The sequence below is a fragment of the Agrobacterium sp. LEGMi-208b genome (genome assembly GCF_059511785.1).
In genome coordinates this window covers 38172-55666 of sequence record NZ_JCALIC010000003.1, presented here as the reverse complement: position 1 = coordinate 55666, position 17495 = coordinate 38172, and the positions used below count along the sequence as shown (strand labels likewise).

14 protein-coding genes and 2 pseudogenes are annotated in these 17495 nt (G+C 59.1%); 13 read left to right on the top strand and 3 right to left on the bottom strand.

Translation table 11 applies throughout. From position 1 onward, the window contains the following. The first annotated feature begins 335 nt into the window (after nucleotides 1–335). The 13 genes from AC5YUO_RS25645 to AC5YUO_RS25585 all read left to right on the top strand — a co-directional run bounded on the left by AC5YUO_RS25645 (nucleotide 336) and on the right by AC5YUO_RS25585 (nucleotide 15061). Nucleotides 336–1394: a lytic transglycosylase domain-containing protein gene (locus AC5YUO_RS25645; RefSeq protein WP_496156612.1), complete on the top strand. Its 1059-nt coding sequence runs from the start codon at nucleotides 336–338 to the stop codon at nucleotides 1392–1394. Then, complete coding sequence (locus AC5YUO_RS25640; RefSeq protein ID WP_496156611.1) at nucleotides 1391–1750, top strand: TrbC/VirB2 family protein; 360 nt, start codon at nucleotides 1391–1393, stop codon at nucleotides 1748–1750. Before AC5YUO_RS25645 ends, AC5YUO_RS25640 begins: the two co-directional genes overlap by 4 nt. Before the next feature lie 2 nt (nucleotides 1751–1752). After that, entirely contained in the window at nucleotides 1753–2079 is a 327-nt protein-coding gene (locus AC5YUO_RS25635; RefSeq protein WP_142843491.1) for a VirB3 family type IV secretion system protein, read from the top strand. A 3-nt stretch (nucleotides 2080–2082) separates the two neighbouring features. Beyond that, a complete protein-coding gene (locus tag AC5YUO_RS25630) occupies nucleotides 2083–4602 on the top strand; it encodes a VirB4 family type IV secretion/conjugal transfer ATPase (protein WP_496156610.1) in 2520 nt (839 codons plus the stop codon). Continuing rightward, a complete protein-coding gene (locus AC5YUO_RS25625; RefSeq protein WP_496156609.1) occupies nucleotides 4580–5752 on the top strand; it encodes a lytic transglycosylase domain-containing protein in 1173 nt (390 codons plus the stop codon). The genes AC5YUO_RS25630 and AC5YUO_RS25625 overlap by 23 nt, the downstream gene beginning before the upstream one ends. Nucleotides 5753–5775: 23 nt before the next feature. Further along, nucleotides 5776–6567, top strand: a complete 792-nt coding sequence (locus AC5YUO_RS25620) for a conjugal transfer protein (RefSeq protein WP_496156608.1) — start codon at nucleotides 5776–5778, stop codon at nucleotides 6565–6567. Between the two features lie 214 nt (nucleotides 6568–6781). Then, the gene (locus tag AC5YUO_RS25615; RefSeq protein ID WP_496156607.1) at nucleotides 6782–7855 is read left to right on the top strand and encodes a type IV secretion system protein; all 1074 of its coding nucleotides are present in this window, start codon (nucleotides 6782–6784) and stop codon (nucleotides 7853–7855) included. A gap of 105 nt (nucleotides 7856–7960) precedes the next feature. Next, entirely contained in the window at nucleotides 7961–8695 is a 735-nt protein-coding gene (locus tag AC5YUO_RS25610) for a VirB8 family type IV secretion system protein (protein ID WP_496156606.1), read from the top strand. Beyond that, entirely contained in the window at nucleotides 8692–9525 is an 834-nt protein-coding gene (locus AC5YUO_RS25605) for a TrbG/VirB9 family P-type conjugative transfer protein (RefSeq protein WP_496156605.1), read from the top strand. The genes AC5YUO_RS25610 and AC5YUO_RS25605 overlap by 4 nt, the downstream gene beginning before the upstream one ends. A 9-nt stretch (nucleotides 9526–9534) precedes the next feature. Then, the gene (gene virB10, locus AC5YUO_RS25600) at nucleotides 9535–10869 is read left to right on the top strand and encodes a type IV secretion system protein VirB10 (protein WP_496156604.1); all 1335 of its coding nucleotides are present in this window, start codon (nucleotides 9535–9537) and stop codon (nucleotides 10867–10869) included. Then, nucleotides 10866–11915 carry a P-type DNA transfer ATPase VirB11 gene (gene virB11 / locus AC5YUO_RS25595; protein ID WP_496156603.1) on the top strand — a complete coding sequence of 350 codons (1050 nt, stop codon included), beginning with the start codon at nucleotides 10866–10868 and terminating at the stop codon, nucleotides 11913–11915. Before virB10 ends, virB11 begins: the two co-directional genes overlap by 4 nt. Continuing rightward, nucleotides 11884–14646: a type IV secretory system conjugative DNA transfer family protein gene (locus tag AC5YUO_RS25590; protein WP_496156602.1), complete on the top strand. Its 2763-nt coding sequence runs from the start codon at nucleotides 11884–11886 to the stop codon at nucleotides 14644–14646. The genes virB11 and AC5YUO_RS25590 overlap by 32 nt, the downstream gene beginning before the upstream one ends. 82 nt (nucleotides 14647–14728) lie before the next feature. Then, nucleotides 14729–15061: a hypothetical protein gene (locus AC5YUO_RS25585; RefSeq protein WP_496156601.1), complete on the top strand. Its 333-nt coding sequence runs from the start codon at nucleotides 14729–14731 to the stop codon at nucleotides 15059–15061. On the opposite strand, the pseudogene AC5YUO_RS25580 reads toward AC5YUO_RS25585, so the two are convergent. From AC5YUO_RS25580 to AC5YUO_RS25570, 3 genes and pseudogenes are all read right to left on the bottom strand, one after another. Next, a pseudogene (locus tag AC5YUO_RS25580) lies at nucleotides 15054–15239 on the bottom strand (mobile mystery protein B); the annotation flags it as partial. The gene AC5YUO_RS25585 and the pseudogene AC5YUO_RS25580 overlap by 8 nt on opposite strands. After that, nucleotides 15236–15683, bottom strand: a pseudogene (locus AC5YUO_RS25575) (mobile mystery protein A). The pseudogenes AC5YUO_RS25575 and AC5YUO_RS25580, both read right to left, overlap by 4 nt. 182 nt (nucleotides 15684–15865) lie before the next feature. Further along, nucleotides 15866–17212: a DUF8535 domain-containing protein gene (locus AC5YUO_RS25570; RefSeq protein ID WP_496156600.1), complete on the bottom strand. Its 1347-nt coding sequence runs from the start codon at nucleotides 17210–17212 to the stop codon at nucleotides 15866–15868. Nucleotides 17213–17495 lie beyond the last annotated feature (283 nt).

The window sequence follows — 17495 nt, the reverse complement described above, 5'->3', positions numbered from 1 at the left end:
ATGCGGGTTCGGTTCTGGTCAAAGGTGGAACCGCCGTTCGTTTGGCACGCATTTTAGGCGATCGAGACCAGATTGAGTATCGATGGAAGCCGGATCGGTGGTCCCGTCTACGGGGCTGATTTCGTTGAATATTCCTCAAGGCGATATTGACCTTCGGGGCAAAACTTGTACTCCAGATATATTTTTCAGTTGATTTCCGGCGCAGATTGCAGTCCATAACTTGTATTGAAGTGCAAGTTATGGACTGGTTCGGAATGGATGACAGCCCGCTTTCTTCTGCGATGAGACCGCGACCCAGAGTGTTACGAAGGGCAGTCTGGCCTGCGGTGACGTCTGTGTTTCTGGCCACATGTCTTGCCGCAACCTCCGCCGAGAGCGACCCACTCAAGATCGACGAGAACAATGACCATACCGATTGGTCGTTCCGGTTCGCGGCTGAAGCCTCAAGTGAGCCTGGCGCATTGCCAACATTTGCTGTCGACGCTGACCCACAGCCACCGCCGAGCATCGATCTCACCCGTTTCAATGAGCGTTTTTGGGGACAGGCCAATACCAATGGAGTTCCCGCAATTCTGTCATTCGTTGCAGAAGCAGCGATTGAGCCCGATGACAGTAACACAGAGCTACCGGGAGAAGCGGCCGGCAGCATGAGAACACGGCGCGACCGCGCCGTGTTCTCGCCCATCAGCGTCTTCTCGTCTGACCCAGACACCGTCCATCGGTCTGCCAATCCGGCCATCGAACCCCGAACGGCCTCCGATCACACAAGGACGCCAGCCCGTCCCGACCTGCTTTCCGGCGTGCCCGAAGACTACGCGGCACTCGCAGTGGAAATCGCTGCTGAGGAGGAGGTCGATCCGAACTGGGTTCTGTCGATCATGCGTGCAGAAAACGCTCGTTTCGACCCCGGCCTTGTCAGTCCCGCCGGCGCCGTCGGTCTGATGCAGGTCATGCCTGATATCGGCGAGGCCTTTGGTGTCCATGACCTCACCGATCCGGGACCGAACATTCGCGCAGGCACACGTTTCCTGCGGGTCCTCATCGACAAGTATAGCAACCCAGTGCTGATCGCCGCCGCGTACAATGCCGGCGAACCCCGCATCGATGCGCATCAGTCCCTGCCTCTCATCCGCGAGACCGCTGACTATGCGACGCGTGTTGTCGGCTATTACAGCGGCAAGCCGGCAAGTTTCCAGGCAGCGACACCTGCTCCGGCGCCTGTCTCTCAATCCAATCAGCACCGCCGCTCGGGCCCGGCCGACCGGGCAAGGTCGCCGATGCTCGTCTTCTCAGTTGCAAGCCCGCTCGCGTCGGACAGCCGCCTCCCACAGCCGCTGAACGCGGCGCAACTCGGCGGCCCGGTCAAAATCGTCAAGGAAGAGGTACTTCAATGAACATAGTGGTCATGGCAATTCTTGTTGGCAGCGTCGCCTGCCGCTCCCTGGTCAAACGCAAGTGGGCCGGCCATGCGGTGATGGTGCTGCTTGCCGCCTCGGTGCTGTTCGTCAGTCAATACGAGCCGGCGGCAGCGCAGAGCCTCGATGCCCTGGAGAATGCTGCCGACAGATTGGTACAGTTCTTCACTGGCGCATTCGGCCGCTCCGTCGGAGCGATCGCTTTCATCGGCATGTTCCTGGCTGCCGCCTTTGGTTTCTGGTCCTGGGGCGCGCTTCTGCGGGTCGGTGGAAGCCTCGCCGGCATGTTCGCTGCCGCGGAGCTTGTCGACTTCTTAGCTGGCGCCGGATCGTGAACATGGCGAACTCCGGCAACAAGACGTCTGGCGGGGACGACTATATCGAATCTTATCCCGTCATCCTGGCCCTCACGCGGCCGCCGACGGTAATGGGGATCCCGTACACCTACTTCCTGGCGGAATGCTTCGTCTCGCTGATGGTTTTCATGGTGCTGGGTTCCATCCTGTGGTTTCCCGTCTCCTTCGTCATCCTGCACGGCATTCTTTATGTGCTGACGGTCAAACTCGATCTCTGGTTCTTCGACATCCTCGGCCGCCTCAGCATGTGCGGCGTCAATCCCCTCGGCCGCAAACTCGGCGGGGGCATCCGGACCTACGGAGCCTGACCGATGAGCACGATGGCAAGATCGCTGAAGGGAAGTTTATCGAAGGGCTGGGAGATCTTCGCCGATCGCAGTATCTCGACCCACGTTCCCTTCTACGTTCCGATCGAAAACGGCATTATCCGGTTGAAGAACGATTGCCTGGTATCGACCTTGCGTCTCACAGGATTCTCGTTCGAAACGGCCGACATCGAAACGATCAACATGCTGCATCGGCAGCGCAACTCGGCTTTTCGCGCCATTTCCTCGATTGGCAATTTCGCGCTCTACACCCATGTCGTCAGGCGCAAGGTCGCACCGTCCTTGCCGGCAACATTCACCGACCCCTTCATCCAGCGTCTGGACGATGTGTATCAGGCGAGCATCTCTCGCAACGAGATGTTCGTCAACGACACCTATATCTCGCTCGTCGTGCGCCCGTTGTTCAAACAAGGGTCCGCGCTGTCCCGCATTATGGGCATCGGCGGCGATGTCGTTCGCAAGGAGCAGTTTCGCTCGATGCGGGATAAATTGGTCGAGGCGACGAAAGCGCTCGAAAAGTCGCTCGCCGCCTATGGACCCAAAGTCCTGCGCGACGTGCAACGCGTGCAAGTGGACCTGGGCAACGGCCAGACCATCTATCGCGACTTTTCTGAAAGCATGGAGGTTGAGGAGGGAACCTCCAAAATCTGGTTTTCGGAACAATGCGAATTCTTCTACACGCTGCTGAACGGCGGCCGTGTCCGGCCGATCCGGCTCGGCAACCTTCCCATCGATGCGATGCTGCCGGCGCGTCGCACATCGATCGGCAACCGGACCATCCATCTTCAGGGCGATACGCCCGGTGATGACCGCTATGCCGCAATGGTTTCCTTGAAGGAATATCCGCCCGAGACCGGCGCCGGCATGCTCGACTATATCCTTAAGCTTCCATTCGAGATGGTGCTGACGCAGTCGATGTCCTTTATCGACGACATTGCGGCGAGAAGTCGTATCGAACGCCTGGATCGGCAGCTGTCTAAAGCTGATGAGGGCGGTTCCAGCGTCCAGGCCAGTCTCGATATTGCGCGCGATGAACTGGCGAGGAAACGGGTTGCCTTCGCTGAGCATCATCTCACGGTCATGCCGGTGGCGAGATCCGCCATCCAGCTTGACGACGGCGTCGCCCTGATTGGCAACGAACTTGGTGCGTTGGGTGCCTCCTATATCCGCGAGGATCTGAACGCTGAGCCGGCCTATTGGGCGCAACTTCCCGGCAACCAGGCCTATATAGCCCGTCGTGCCGTTATCTCGACGCTCAATTGTGCGGGCCTGAGCAGCTTCCACGCTTATCCCTATGGCAAGCCGGACGGCAACCATTGGGGCCCGGCGATCACCATATTCGAGACGACGTCAGGCACGCCGTTCTTCTTCAACTTCCACCAGGGCGATGTCGGGCATACGACGGTGTTTGGGCCGACCGGCTCCGGCAAAACCGTCATCATGGCCTTCCTGATCCTTCAGGCCTACCGCGTCAGCCCGCGTCTGAAGACCATCGTCTTCGACAAGGACCGCGGCCTCGACATCATGGTACGGGCGGCGGGCGGAACCTACATGACGCTCGAACCCGGCGAACCGTCGGGATGGAACCCGCTTCTCCTCGACGATACCGAGGAGAACCGAGTCTTCCTCTATCGTCTCCTGAGCTTCATGCTGAAGCCGGCAAAGGAAGGCGAAAGCCTGACACCACAGGAAGAGACCATTATCCGCACCGCGATCAAGTCGGTCCTGAAGACGAAGGACCGGTCCTATCGCCGACTGTCGTCACTTCGCGCCCTTCTGGCGGGCAGCGAGCGGACGGAGGGAAGCCTGATTGCGCGGCTCGACAAGTGGGTCGATCACGGACCCTATGCCTGGCTCTTTGACAATGCCGACGACAATCTCGATGTCTCCCGGCCGATGATCGGCTTCGATATGACGTCTATCCTCGACGATCCCTCGGTGCGCACGGCAGCACTCCTCTACATGTTCCATCGGCTCGACGAGGTTTATGACGGCAAGGCGCCGATCATCAACCTGATGGACGAGGCGTGGAAGCTGCTCGACGACGACGAATTCAAACGCACCATGAAGGACTATTTCAAGACCATCCGGAAACGGAACGGTCTCGTCATTTTCGGCACGCAGTCGGCCGACGACGTGGTGCAGTCGAGCGTCAGCCGGACGATCATTGAACAGACGTCGACGAACATCTTTTTCGCCAATCCGAAGGCGGACGAAAACTCCTACATGGAGCATTTCGGTCTTTCCAGGGCCGAATTCGATTGGGTGAAAAACGGCGATCCAGCCTCACGCTTCATGCTGATCAAGCAGGCAAAGAGCAGCGTCATCGCCCGTGTCGACATGTCCCACATGCCGGAGTTCATCAAGGTCCTGTCCGGTCGCGAGGAGACCGTCCGCGAGGTCGAGATGCTGCTCGACGAATATGGCAACGATCCGAAGACCTGGCTTTCGAAGTTCTGCGACTGGGAGGGGGATGTGTCCGATGACCAACGCAAGACTTCCTGAGTTGGCGACCGTCGGTGCGGTGGTGCTGGCCAGCATGTTTACACCGGTCGCTGCGGTCGCGCAGGTCCCGGTAATCGACAATGCCCGCCGCAATATCCAGCAGGCGACGGAGAACTGGTACAAGGCCTATCAGGCAGATACACGAGCCTTGAAGGGCGCGTCGGGCGGAACGACCGACAGCGTTGCGCCCGGGCAGGGATCCGGTGCGCCGGCGGATTGCTCGGCCGACGGCATGGCCGGTGACACCGCGCCTGCCAGCCCGTCGAAGCGCACCCATAGCCAGCAGGAAGTCGCCCGGATGGTGGCGGACGAGGCCATCCGCCAGGGGGTCGATCCCAATTTTGCGCTGGCGATCGCCGAGCAGGAATCACGCTTCCGCCAATCGGCGCGATCGCCGGTTGGCGCGACCGGCGTCATGCAACTGATGCCTGGGACTGCGGCGGGTCTCGGCGTCAACCCTTACGACCTGCGCGACAATATCCGCGGCGGCGTCAAATACATCAAGCAACTGCAGGGCATGTTCGGCAATCGCTACGACCTGATCGCCGCTGGATACAATGCCGGGCCTTATCGTCAGTCCCTCCAGAACGGACGGATACCCAATATTCCCGAGACACAAGACTACGTCAAAAAAGTCTCGGCCTACTACAGCCGGAACAAGGCTGAGAACGGCGACCGGACCCCGTCGGGCGATGATGCCGAGACGGAAACGGTCAGTGATGCGCGCGGATGCGGGGAGCAGCTGAAAAAGGCGGTCGACCGCAATACTCAGGCGCAAGTCGAACGCGGTTCAGTCTGGAACGAGCTTCTGGGAAAATCGCTGGCGGCAAACCAGCAATATTTGCAGCGTCTGCAGGCTGGCCTCCAGTCTTCTTCTGCGGCCTTTCGCGGCTCGGGAGGCGGCAACGCCAAAGACCACGATGGTTCCCTCGTCATGGCTGAAGTCCAGTGCCCCTCGACAGTCATTGATACCGGCAGCACCCGATGCTTTGCGGTGCCAACGACCGCCACCACAGATCAGATTCAGCGTTGGCTCGAGGACCTTCAGGAGCAGGCACGCGCCAGTGGCGATGTCGCGACCTTCTCGGTGTTGGAGGACCCGGCGCTCGGGCTCGTGACAGTCGTCGACGCCAGGCCAACGGCAAATTGAACAGGAAGAGAGAGGACAGGCAGATGAAGAAAATCGTTGTTGCCGCAGCGCTCAGCATCACCACTGTGTCGCACGGCTTTGCGCAGGTTCCCGTCAAAGACGCGGCCAATATCGCAATAAGCCAGGAGATCGAAAAGCTATCGAAGCAGATCCAGGGCGACACGTCGATCGTCAAGGACAATACGATCAAGACGCTTCAGGCGATCACTGGCGACCGGTCACAGGATGCAAGCCAGTTTGCCAGGCTCGCCACCGGCAATGGATTCAGTATGGGCCAGGCGCCTGATTTCAACAGCATCCTGTCGGGAAACGAAGCGTTGTTCGGCGGCATCAGCGGTGAATTCCAGAACACCGCCGCCAAGCTGATCAATGGGCTCAATCTGGTGAAAATGGTTGTCGACACCGTCAAGGGAGGCGAGCTTTCAGGCGCCAATCAAGCCTATTCGCAAGGCATCAATGCGCTGACGACGCTGACTGCCCTTACCGACGCGATGAACAGCGCCACCAAGGACCGGCAGAACGCCTTCATGCAGGCGACGGAGCAGATCGGCACGGCACAGGATCTGAAGGGCGCGCTCGAACAGAACACGCAGATGGTGCTGCAGGGCAACCAGACCGCCAACGAGGCCGTCGGCTCGCTCAACAACCAGGTGATGCTGCTGAACCAGCAGTATAAGGCGGCCCTTGCAACCTCATCCCAGAACCTCAAGACGTTCGCAACGCTTCCCGACAGCGTGATGCGCGATGGCAGCGGTGGCGCGGGCGAAGCTTCGATTCGCGACCAGCTACAGGCATTCGAGGAGCAGAACCAGTGAGGTTTCTCCCGGCGCCGATCCTCGCCCTTATCATCTTGTCCGGATGCGCGGGCAAGTTCGAACAGCTGGCGAAATGCTCAGCCGATGAGAACCCCATACCGGCTCTCGCCTACGAGACAGGGCAGAAGCCGACGGCGCCCGAGCAAGCGCTCGCGGACATCGTCAACAACGACTGCGGTCCGATGCGACCCGTCAACTCCTTTCAGGGGGGATGATGGATCCGGTCAGCTATGCGGTCAATTTTTATGGCGACGCACTCTCATACTTCGACAAGATCAACGAGGCATCCCTTGAGAAGGCCTGGGGATTGTTCGCCGAGAACGGCAATCTGGTCTCGTCTATCCTGGCGCTGTTTCTCATTCTCTACTTTCTTTGGGGCGCGCTCGGCCTCTCGAGCGTATCTCTTCAGGATATGGCGATCACGGCCTCGAAACTCGCGCTTGCCTATGCGCTGGTCATGTCCTGGGCGACTTTCTACGACAATATCGGCCAGTTCGTGCTGACGTCACCGCAGGATCTTGGTGCTGAAATTTCTTCGGCGATGGGAGGGCAATCCGCCGGCTCCGATCTTGCCAGCCAAGTCGCCAGCATGTCGCGCAAGGTCTACGACTTCGCCATGCAGCTGTTCAATTCCTATGAATCCGGATGGCTGCCGAACGTTACCGGTGCAGTGGTGGTCTTCATCGTACTGGTCTTTGGCCTGCTGCCGATGCTGCTCATCCTGACCGGCGTGACGCTGTTCGCCAAGATGATCACCGCAGTCATGCTGGCTATCGGCCCAATCGCCATCCTTTCCTATTTCTTCGGTATCACGCGTTTCGTCTTCGATGCGTGGGTGAGGGGCATCGCCTACGGCATGTTCATGCTGCTTTTCACCTATGTCATGGCTGGGCTGTCCTTCGGCTTTTTGATCGGCATGATGGACACGATCAGTGGCGACATGGCGACCAAGGAAAATGCGCTCGCGATCGTGCTGGCGATGGTGCTCTACTTGGCGCTGATCTCCTATTTCATTTTCCAGGTTCCTGATTTCGCGAGAACATTTGCCTACGGCACAATGACGTCAGGTACTCCCGGCGGAGGCGGCGCCAGCACGATATATGGCGCGGCTCGCGCGAGACTCGGTTCCAGCACTTCCAGAAGCGGGCAGGCCGCCGCAGTGGCCCTTGGCATGATGGCAGGGCCAAGAGGCGCGTTGACGGCGGCGGCACTTGCCGGCCGCGGCACGATGGCGGGTGCCGGAGCGCTCGGCCGGATGCTGACCATGCGCCGGCGCAGCGGTGAATGAGGCGAGAAATGCGCGGGTCGAATCCAGCTTATCCATATGGAAGCCGGGTCTCACCGACGACGTAGCTCGCAAACCTAACGACGATCATGATTTTGGGGATAGAACGTGGCATTGTTCAGAAGGCAGTTGCGAGCCGTACCAACCGACCAGGTTGCCGGGCCGCAGGACATCTACGACCAGCACTTTTCCTGGGGTGAGAAGAACCGTTCGCTTCGCACATTGATCGGCATCATCCTGCTGGGGTTTGCCGTGGCCGGCTGGGCCGTTGCAGGCGTGCTGTCGTTTTCGGTGGCGCAACTCTTTCCGCTCGTTCGCACCGAGGTCGTGCCGCTGATCGTCGACCGGAATACCGGTTACATGGAGACGGTGACCACGCTCGATAAAGACCGTGCGACGGTCTCGGAAAATCAGGCCGTGCGCGCGGCTTTCGCTGGCAACTACGTGATCCGCCGCGAAACCTACGATCCCCGCTACCTGTCAGATAATTTCGACATGATTGCGCTGTGGTCGGAACCCGGTTCGCAGGCCTTCAAGGACTACGAGGACTGGATGAACCCCTCCAATCCGAGGGGACCGGTCAAGATGCTCGGCGCAACCGGAGAAATCCGCCCGGAAATCCTCTCGGTCAATCCGCTTAATCCATCGACCATGGCTGTTCGCTTCGAAACAAGGGAACGTCGCCGTGGTGGCGATGTCATCACGCGCTGGTCGGCGACGATACGCTACCGGCAGATCAACCTTTCCGCCAGTAACCGGGTCCGTCTCTTTAATCCTCTTGGCTTTGTCGTGACCGAGTATGCGAGAGTGCCCGAGACCATGCCGTCAGGGATCGCGCCATGATGCGGCGGATGGTTGCAATGTCCTTGTTCATGCTGCTGGGTCCACTGGTTGCGCATGCTGAGCTGGTTGCCAGGCCGGGTCGCTTCGACCCGAGAATCCGCTCACTTCCCTATTCGGCCGAGCAAGTCTTCCTCGTGACGGGCACCTACGGGCTGGTGACGACGATCCTCTTCGGCGCGGATGAGGACATAACACAGGTCGTCGCCGGCGATACCGTCTCCTGGCAGATCCTCACCTCGGCCGACCGGCGCTCGCTCACCCTGAAACCGATGGAGAAGGATGCGGCCACCAACCTGTCAGTGGTCACGACGAAGCGGACCTACTCCTTTGACCTGCGTGTCAACGACAGCAAGGCGATGCAGAACCAGACTTTCAAGCTGCGGTTCACCTATCCGGAGGACGCGGGCCTCAAAGGCACGGCGGAGCTCTGGAAACAGGCTGAGGCAGCCCAGCGCAATCCGAACATCAAGAACATCCGCCGCGACAAGGTCAATTACGACTACGGGTTCAAGGGCAGTGACGGAGCCAAACCGCTCTGGGTCTTCGACGATGGATTGAAGACCTTCATGAAATTCACCGGCGACATCCCGGCAATCTTCATCGTCGATGGCAGACGGCGCGAGAGCCTGGTGAATTATCGCCGCGAGGCCGACTACATCGTTATCGACAAGGTCTCGCGGCAATGGACGCTGCGCTTTGGGACCGAAGCCGAGACCTGCCTTTTCAATCTGAGGACTACGCCTGCCGACATACCGGCGCCGATCGAGGGCGCGGTATCGCCGAAGCGAATTGGCAGCGGGACATCCAACCAACAATCGCAATCAAGATAGGAGGCGCTCATGTCGGATCCCAACTACCATTCCATCGACACTGATACGTCCATTGGCGGACAGGTCAGGCGCGGTGGTATAGGCCTCATGCGCCCGTTCGCAGTCGTCGCCGGTATAGCCGGCGTTGGTGTGGTCCTCTACTTTCTCCTGGCGGGCGGGGAGGCAGAGCCGCCAATCGACACGACGCCTCGTGAAGAATTCCGCCCGGTCCAGACGCCGAGAAATGAAGGGTTCCGGACTCCGTCACCGCCACCGCTCCCCACGGTCGAAGTCCCGGCAGCACCACCTCCGCCTCCGCCACCACCGGCGCCGCGAGTGCCGGCCGCAGCCCCCGTCGCACCGCCCGCGGACATCGATTGCTCCCGTGGCAAAAATCCCGACGACCCGAAATGCATCGAGCTGGAGCGGAAGGCGAAGTTGCTGGAGCGCGTCCGCTCCTCCGCCATGGTCTTCGATCAATCTGACCAGACGAGAAGCGCTTCGGTGACGTCGTCCGACGCTTCTAGCTCAGGTCCGTTTGGGGCAAATAGCACGGCGAGCGCATCAAATACCGTTACTGGAGATGGCGGCGGGGCTGTCGATGGCGATCGCGCCTTCCTGAAGGCGATGGGCGGACAGGGGGTGGAGGTGTCGGTCGCCACAGAAAATCGCCGGACCGATGCCTGGATACCGCAGGGCACGATGATCCGCGGCACGCTCGAAACAGCCATCAACTCCGATCTCGCCGGCATGGTGAAGGGGATTGTGCGTGAGGATGTCTATTCGTTCGATGGCCGTCGTATTCTTATCCCCGCTGGATCCTCGCTGATCGGTGATTATAAGTCCGGCGTCCAGAGGGGGCAGGAGCGGATACTGATTGTCTGGACGCGGATGATCCGCCGCGATGGCGTCTCGGTGCAGCTCGGTTCCTATGGGACTGACCGTCTTGGCCGTTCGGGCATGACCGGCATGGTCGACAGAAAGAATTGGGAACGCTTCGGACCGCCGGCCCTTATGACGCTGATCGGTGGCGCGACACAATACATCGCTCAGCTTGGCCAGAGGCAAGATCGCTACATCACCATCGTCAACGACAATGGCAGTGTCACGCGCATTCCACAGGACAACGGTGAGACCTCACAGGACCGTGCCCGTGCGATTGCGGCGGAAACCATCGCATCGGGTATCCAGCAAATTGCATCTACAGCGTTCGAGGATTCCCGCAACATCCGTCCGACCATCCACATTCCGCAGGGCTCGGATATCAATGTCTTCGTGACGCGCGACCTCGATTTTGCCGGCCTTTATCCTGACCCGGTCCGCGAAGAGTTCGAGCGGTTGCGCAAGGTGAGATACGGCAAATGAATGCGCGCCCCCAGATTTCCGCCGAACAGCACTTTCTGACCGAGGCGCTGGAACCGATCCGGTCATTCCTCGATGATCCCGCTGTCGTCGAAATTTCTTGCCAGCGCAGCAACGAGGTCTGGCTGGAGAAGATCGGGCAGCTCCGGATGGTGCGCCATGAGATCGACGGACTGGATCAGGATGTCATTCGGCACATGGCTTCCCGCGCTGCCTCCTTCACAAAGCAGACGATCAATGCCGAAAATCCACTTCTTTCGGCGACACTGACGGGAGGCGAACGCGTCCAGTTTGTCTTGAGCCCGACCTCGGCAACCGGTCACGCCTTCTCGATCCGCAAGCAGTTTATCCGCCGGTTCGACCTCAACGACTATGAGGAAGCGGGCGCCTTCCGCTTCACAAAGGTAACCGGCGACGACTATCTCGATGATGTCGATATCGAGCTCTCGCGACTGTTGCGGATCGGAAAGACGCGCGATTTTCTGGAACTGGCGGCCACCAATCATCGAAGCATGCTGATTTCGGGCGGGACTTCCACCGGTAAGACAACCTTCCTTAATACCATGCTGACCGCAATCCCCGACCATGAGCGGTTCATTCTCATGCAGGACACCGCCGAACTGGAGCCACGCCAGGAAAATGTCGTTTCTTTGCTGGTATCGAAGGGCGGACAAGGGGAGGCGAGGGTGACAATGGGCGACCTTCTCGCCACGGCGCTTCGCCTTCGGCCCGACCGTATCTTCATGGGCGAGCTGCGGGGAGACGAGGCGTTTGATTTTCTAAATGCCATCAACACCGGTCACCCCGGCTCGATGTCAACGATCCACGCTAACTCGCCGCATCATGCGTTCAACCGGCTGTCGACGCTGGTGCTCAACAGCAATGTCCGCATGGAACGCGACGATATCATCCGCTACATCCGCTCGATCATCCCGATCGTAGTCCATTTGAAGAAGAGCGATGCCGCCGGCGGGCGCGGTGTCAGCGAGATCTATTTTGCCGACGAGGTTGATGAACATGGCCAGCGTATTCACGGACGGAGAGATTGATCGCCCGAAATGGACGGGTCTCCAGAAACTGTCTTTTCTCACACTGCCTGTCGCGCTGGTTGGTGTGGTCTGCATATGGCTGACCTTCTTCACCTTGATCTACGACGCCTATGTCGTTTCCTTCGGTTCACTGTCGTATTTCGACTATGTGGGCCACGTGCGGTTCGCTGATGCCGCTCGCTACACCTGGTCGATCATCCATACGCGCAACACGGTTGGTTTGTCGCTTCTGGCATTCATGCTTGCATCACCCTTCCTGTTCTTCCTGATATGCATCTGGATGCTCAAGGGCGGCAGGGCGCTGTCGCGCAAGATCCTTTATCTCCTGCATGTCCGTTCGATGTTCAGCCTGATTGCGCTGACCGCGCTGATCTTTGCCGCCTCCTGGGCTGGCGCATTTATCTACGGCTTTGCCTTTTATCTCGTCGCCACGAAGGCTGGCGAACATGCCGAAATCGCCAGCTACTACGGCAGCCATCTTGCCGCAATGTATCAGGCGCCGTTCGGAACGACGGATACAGCCGGGGTCTATCAGCGGCCTTCCCGGCAGACGGTCCAGGCTACACTCGTGGGGCTCGCCGCCGCCGGCGCGCTGGTGGGGTTTCCGATTGGTGCAGCAATCCAGAAACGCCAGCGGATGATCATGGGCAGGGCCCGTCTCGCCACCCTCAAGGATGCGGCAGACTTTCGCCTGCGCGAAAAACACGGGATCGTGCTTGGTCTCAAGCAAGGACTTCTTCTTCGCAACGATGGTGACCAGCATGTAATGCTGATCGGCTCCCCCGGACAGGGAAAGTCGCGTGGCTTTGTTATCCCCTCAATGATGAGTTTCGAGGGCTCGCAGGTGGTGCTCGACATGAGCGGTGAGCTGTTCGAGGAGACCTCCGGTTTTCTGAAGGACAAGGGATTTGAGACTTTTCTGCTGGCGCCAGGATCGAAATTTACCGACGGTTACAACCCGCTTGACCTGATCAGTACGGACCCACACCAGCGCATCACCGACCTCCAGAAATTGACGCAGATGCTGCTGCCGGAGCGGCTTCGCTCCGATTCTTCCGATTTCTGGGAGGAGAGCGCCCGGATTCTGCTCACCGCCATGCTTGGCTTCGTGCTCGAATGCCCCGACACCCGCAAGTCGCTAAGCGAGCTGTACCGTATCCTTAACTCGATGTCCGACGAGCGTACGGCGATTGTTCAGCTGCTGGAGAACTACGAAACGGTCCTTTCCGACCAGACCCGTATGCAGCTCACCAAATTTGCCGGCCGGCACGAAAAGCTGGGTGAGGGGATTGCGGCCGAAATCGTCGCCAAGCTCAACTTCCTGCAGAACCCGCTCGTGGAGGCGCTGACGTCGATCACCACCATTCCGGTCGATACCATACGGAAGCGCAAGCTGGTGATCTATATCCAGGCCGACTGGAATGCCATCCAGATCTATGAGCGGCTGATCTCGATGTTCATCCAGCAAATGGCCGACAAGCTGGTTCAAATGGGTCCTTTGCCCGATGGCGAGCACGAAGTGATGATGATGCTTGACGAGTTTGGCAATGGTGGCCGCATTGACACGGTGCTGACGCTCGCCCCCTTGATCCGCAAGAACGGGGTGCGGTTCGTCTTTATCCTTCAGGACGGTGCCCAGCTGGAGCGATTGTACCAGCGGTCCGGACAGAAGATTCTGATGGGAGCATCGACGATCAAGGTCTTCATGAACTTCCAGAACCAGGACGATGCAATGGCGGTCTCGCTCGCGGCCGGAAAGACGACGGAATGGGTCGAACAATCGTCCTATTCCCATCGCCATGGCCGTCGTCAGCGATCAATCTCGAAGGTGCCGATGTCAGTCGATCTCCTTCCGTTGAACACGTTGATGATGATGAAACCGGAAGAGGCGATCCTGCAGGTCACCGGCATGCCGCTGATGCGGATCATGAAACTGGACGCCGGGGGCGAGCGTATGTTCGCGAAAGTCCGCAAGTTCAAGATGGTATCGAAACCCTGTCTGAAGCCTGTTGAGTGGACGATAGCCGACAGTGACCGCCTCGGGTCCGTCACGCCAGCCGCACCGGATATAGCCGCGCCCAGCGATCAGGCCGGCTTGAAATTCGGAGCTGACATCGATCTGGCTGCCATCGAGCGGGTCCGGAAGCCGCAAGATCTTCGCTACATCGTGAAGGACGGCGTTCGTCACGTTTATATTTCCTCTCTTGACGAGCTGCGTCGCCGTCTGGACCTCGATGAGACCCGCGCCGCAGGCCTGGTAGAAGAAGAATTTGGCGATGAGCCGCAGCCGGGACGTAAACCCTCGCATAGCGCGGCTGGCCGGAGAGAGAAACGTGGTGAGCCGAAGGAAGCCCTCGTCAAGAACGCCGATAACATTGATCTCGATGTTGATGAAGAAAAGCTTGACCAATCTTTCTACCCGGGATCTCCGACAAGGCGGCAGAATTATCCGGATGGCGCATCCGGTTCTCCTATTCTCCGACGCCAGGAAGTAAGAGAAGCATTCGGAGGCGAACTTCAGGCTTTGAATGACATCATCTTCCTGCAGGCTGCGGAAAATGTGGTTGAGCCACAAACGCTGAACGCGGACGTTGAGCTCCTCATAGACACTCTCTCAGGCAAGCTGACGGAGGACAGTTCGAAGGCATGGCTACGCGAGTTCGCAGACACTGCGCGCGATCCTTTGCGCGAAGATGGGGCGGCGCCCGATAGCATGCCGGGGAACGAGTAGCTGGCTGGCCTCAGATCAATCGTAGTTCACAGGGCCAGACCAAGTCAGGTCGCGGTGCCCGAGCAGCAGGAGAACACCATCCATGGCCAAAATCGAGCGCCTCTCGACGCTTCATATCGCCGATGAACGGCATCTCGAACGAATCGTTTCCGCGGCCCGTGCCGAGCCGGGCTTCTGGCTGATGGTGAAGGAGCGCGAAATGGAACTGAGAGCGATGCGCGCCGAGCTCAGGCGCCTCGGTGCTGACGAGAGCAAAATCGACCATCTGTTTCCAAAGAGGCTTAAGCCAACACTGTCTGATCTCGCGGACGAACTTGTAACGCGCATGTTTGGGAGTTGCCCTCAAGACATGCTGGTGCCGGTTCAGGATGCCCTGCTTGCTGCGGCAAAGCGCGAGCTGGATGAGTATCCATAGAGCCGACCAGTTCGTTGCGGGCTGACCTACAGCCATTGATAGCGGCGGCTTCGACGATGTTCTCCTGCTCGGCTTCGTTGAGGTCCTTCCTGTGCGTGATCCAGCTCTGCAGCAGGCCCTCGCGTTCCTGCGGATCGAGCGGCCTCGCATCCTCCGGCTTTTGGAAGAGATCGGTCATGGCTCGTTCCAGAGATCACGGTCGGAAAGCCGGTCGCGGATATAGGTCTGGATACCTGCTTCAAGATCGGCACCGTCCGTGCCCTGCGCTTCCAGCCGCATCGTATGCGCGACGCGCTGCAGTTCACGCACCGCGATCTTGCGTGTGCGCGCATTGACCATCGCTTCGAGCGCTGTGTTCGGGACGAGTGCATAGACGAGAGTGCAGTCGAGCGCCGGCCGCGCGCTGCAGCGTGTTCAGCTGGATCGTACCTGCCGCCTCGGATTTTTCGGTCGTCTCGACGGTTTGCGGCCGGATGCCCATTCGCGCGCCGAGTTGCGCCCCGGTCATGCCGATCGCATCGCGCAACGCGCGCACCCCGCCCTTCGGCGGCGCCTTTGAGCGGTCGGTCGGCCTAAGCCCGTCGAGCCGTAGTCGGGCTCTCCCGCGGGCATCGCTTTTCACGTTGCCCTGCCTGCCAGTGCCACATCAGGCCATAGCCTGATTTCCACAAACCTGGGATCAGCTTATAACGTGAAATGGAAAGTATCAAAACACAGCTATAGCCTGATATTATTACGCTGAAAATCAGTCCATAGCCTGCCTGACGGTTTGTTGCGCATCCCTGAAATCCTTGCAATTACCCTTCACACGTGCCGGACATTGTCGATGACCCAACCTTGCAGGCGCTTCGCTGTCGCTTGCGCATTTGCCTCCGTTAGATCCTCGGGAAAGATACTGAACATCGGTCCGAGCTGCTTCATGCGCGGAACGGTTTTTTCCTTGGCCTCGCGATACTCATCAGTTTCCATGCCGAAGGCCTCGACGATCAAAGTTGCGGGCGTATGTTCCTTGTAGGTTGCCTCAACTATGAAATCCGGCCGGCAGGGCCCAAGCGGTGTTTCGGTCGCAAAAAGCGGCTTGGTGATCTTGATACGGAGATCAGGAACGCCTTCCAACAGGGACCCCTGAAGCCAGAACAGGAGATGGCACACATCTCTTTCAAAACCGGACTCCACCGGAAACAACGTGTCGCCATTGTGGACCGGCTGGGCATAGGCCTGGACAGCCCTGGCTGGTCCCTCGTCATCGTCGCCGAAGTCCACGTTCATCAAAGTAAGGAATGGGCCGCGACGAGCCGGGTCGCCGCGCAATGGCTGTCGCACTTTCCCGATCACGTCGATTGGTCGCGAGGACGATGCCGGCAAGATTGTCTGAACGGATATGGATTTCGCATACAGCAGCATGAAGCCCGTGCGACGAAGCGTTCCGGGCCAGTCTGGACGCGAGGTTTCGAGCAGGCGTTGCCAGCGGCTGTCAGTTGCCCAATAATCTGCTGCCCACGTCGACAGCAGGGCATTAAATGACCATGTTCTCAAGACTCGAAGTTCTTTGGCGGCGGCGCGCAGCTTTGACAACTGATTTCGTAGTGTCAGATCGTACTCATCCTGCAGGGGAGAAACGATGTTCACACCAGCGTCGTCGAGCAACCGCCACAGGATGCCACCGAGCCTCGACGGCCTGTCGTTTCGCTCCGTCGAGCGATTGATGTCGTGCTCGGCGAGGTCAGCAAGACGGTCGGGAATGGCCGGCAATGCGTCGATGAAACTCCGATCGGACTTTCGGAGAGGCCGAATGTGGTAGCTACGATCGATGAGCGCTGGCGTCGCGTCCTTATCCACGTGAAAAGGGCAACTGATTGTGTGGTTTGGCCGCTCCTTATGGCGAACAGGGTCTTCGTCTTTCGACGTCAATCGCCGCAGCGTATAGGTGTGCTGTTGCCGGATCGGGGCGAGGAGGGGCTGGAGCCGACCGGTGAGGCAATCGCACTCGATCCAGCCGTTCATCACCTTGGCTTGCCGGATCACAGCGAGGGCGATTGACTTCTCAGCATTGGAAGCAGCATTACCATACCACGCCCGAAGCGCTGCGGCCTCTTCCTCGGTAAGCTCTGCCAGGCTGTGAGCGGGGCCGTTCCTGACAACTATGCGCATGAATTTTGCGAACCAGGAGGATGCAGACCTTCCTCCGGCCCTGCGGTCCGAGCAGCTCCGCTTGCATGGGCGGATCGTGCCGGTGTACGAAGCGTAACGGGGTTGTGAAATGCCCAATTTGAACTATGGACAACAATTGGTTTACGCTTGGACGGTGTAGTTTTTGGTCGATATCGGGTGACGGATGAGCACAAGAGTTTCAAGGAGAGTTCCAATGCGCCATCGGAGTGCGCCCTGCCATTACCTTGGCGGCATGTTTGTCTGTCGCCGCGTAAGTCCGATC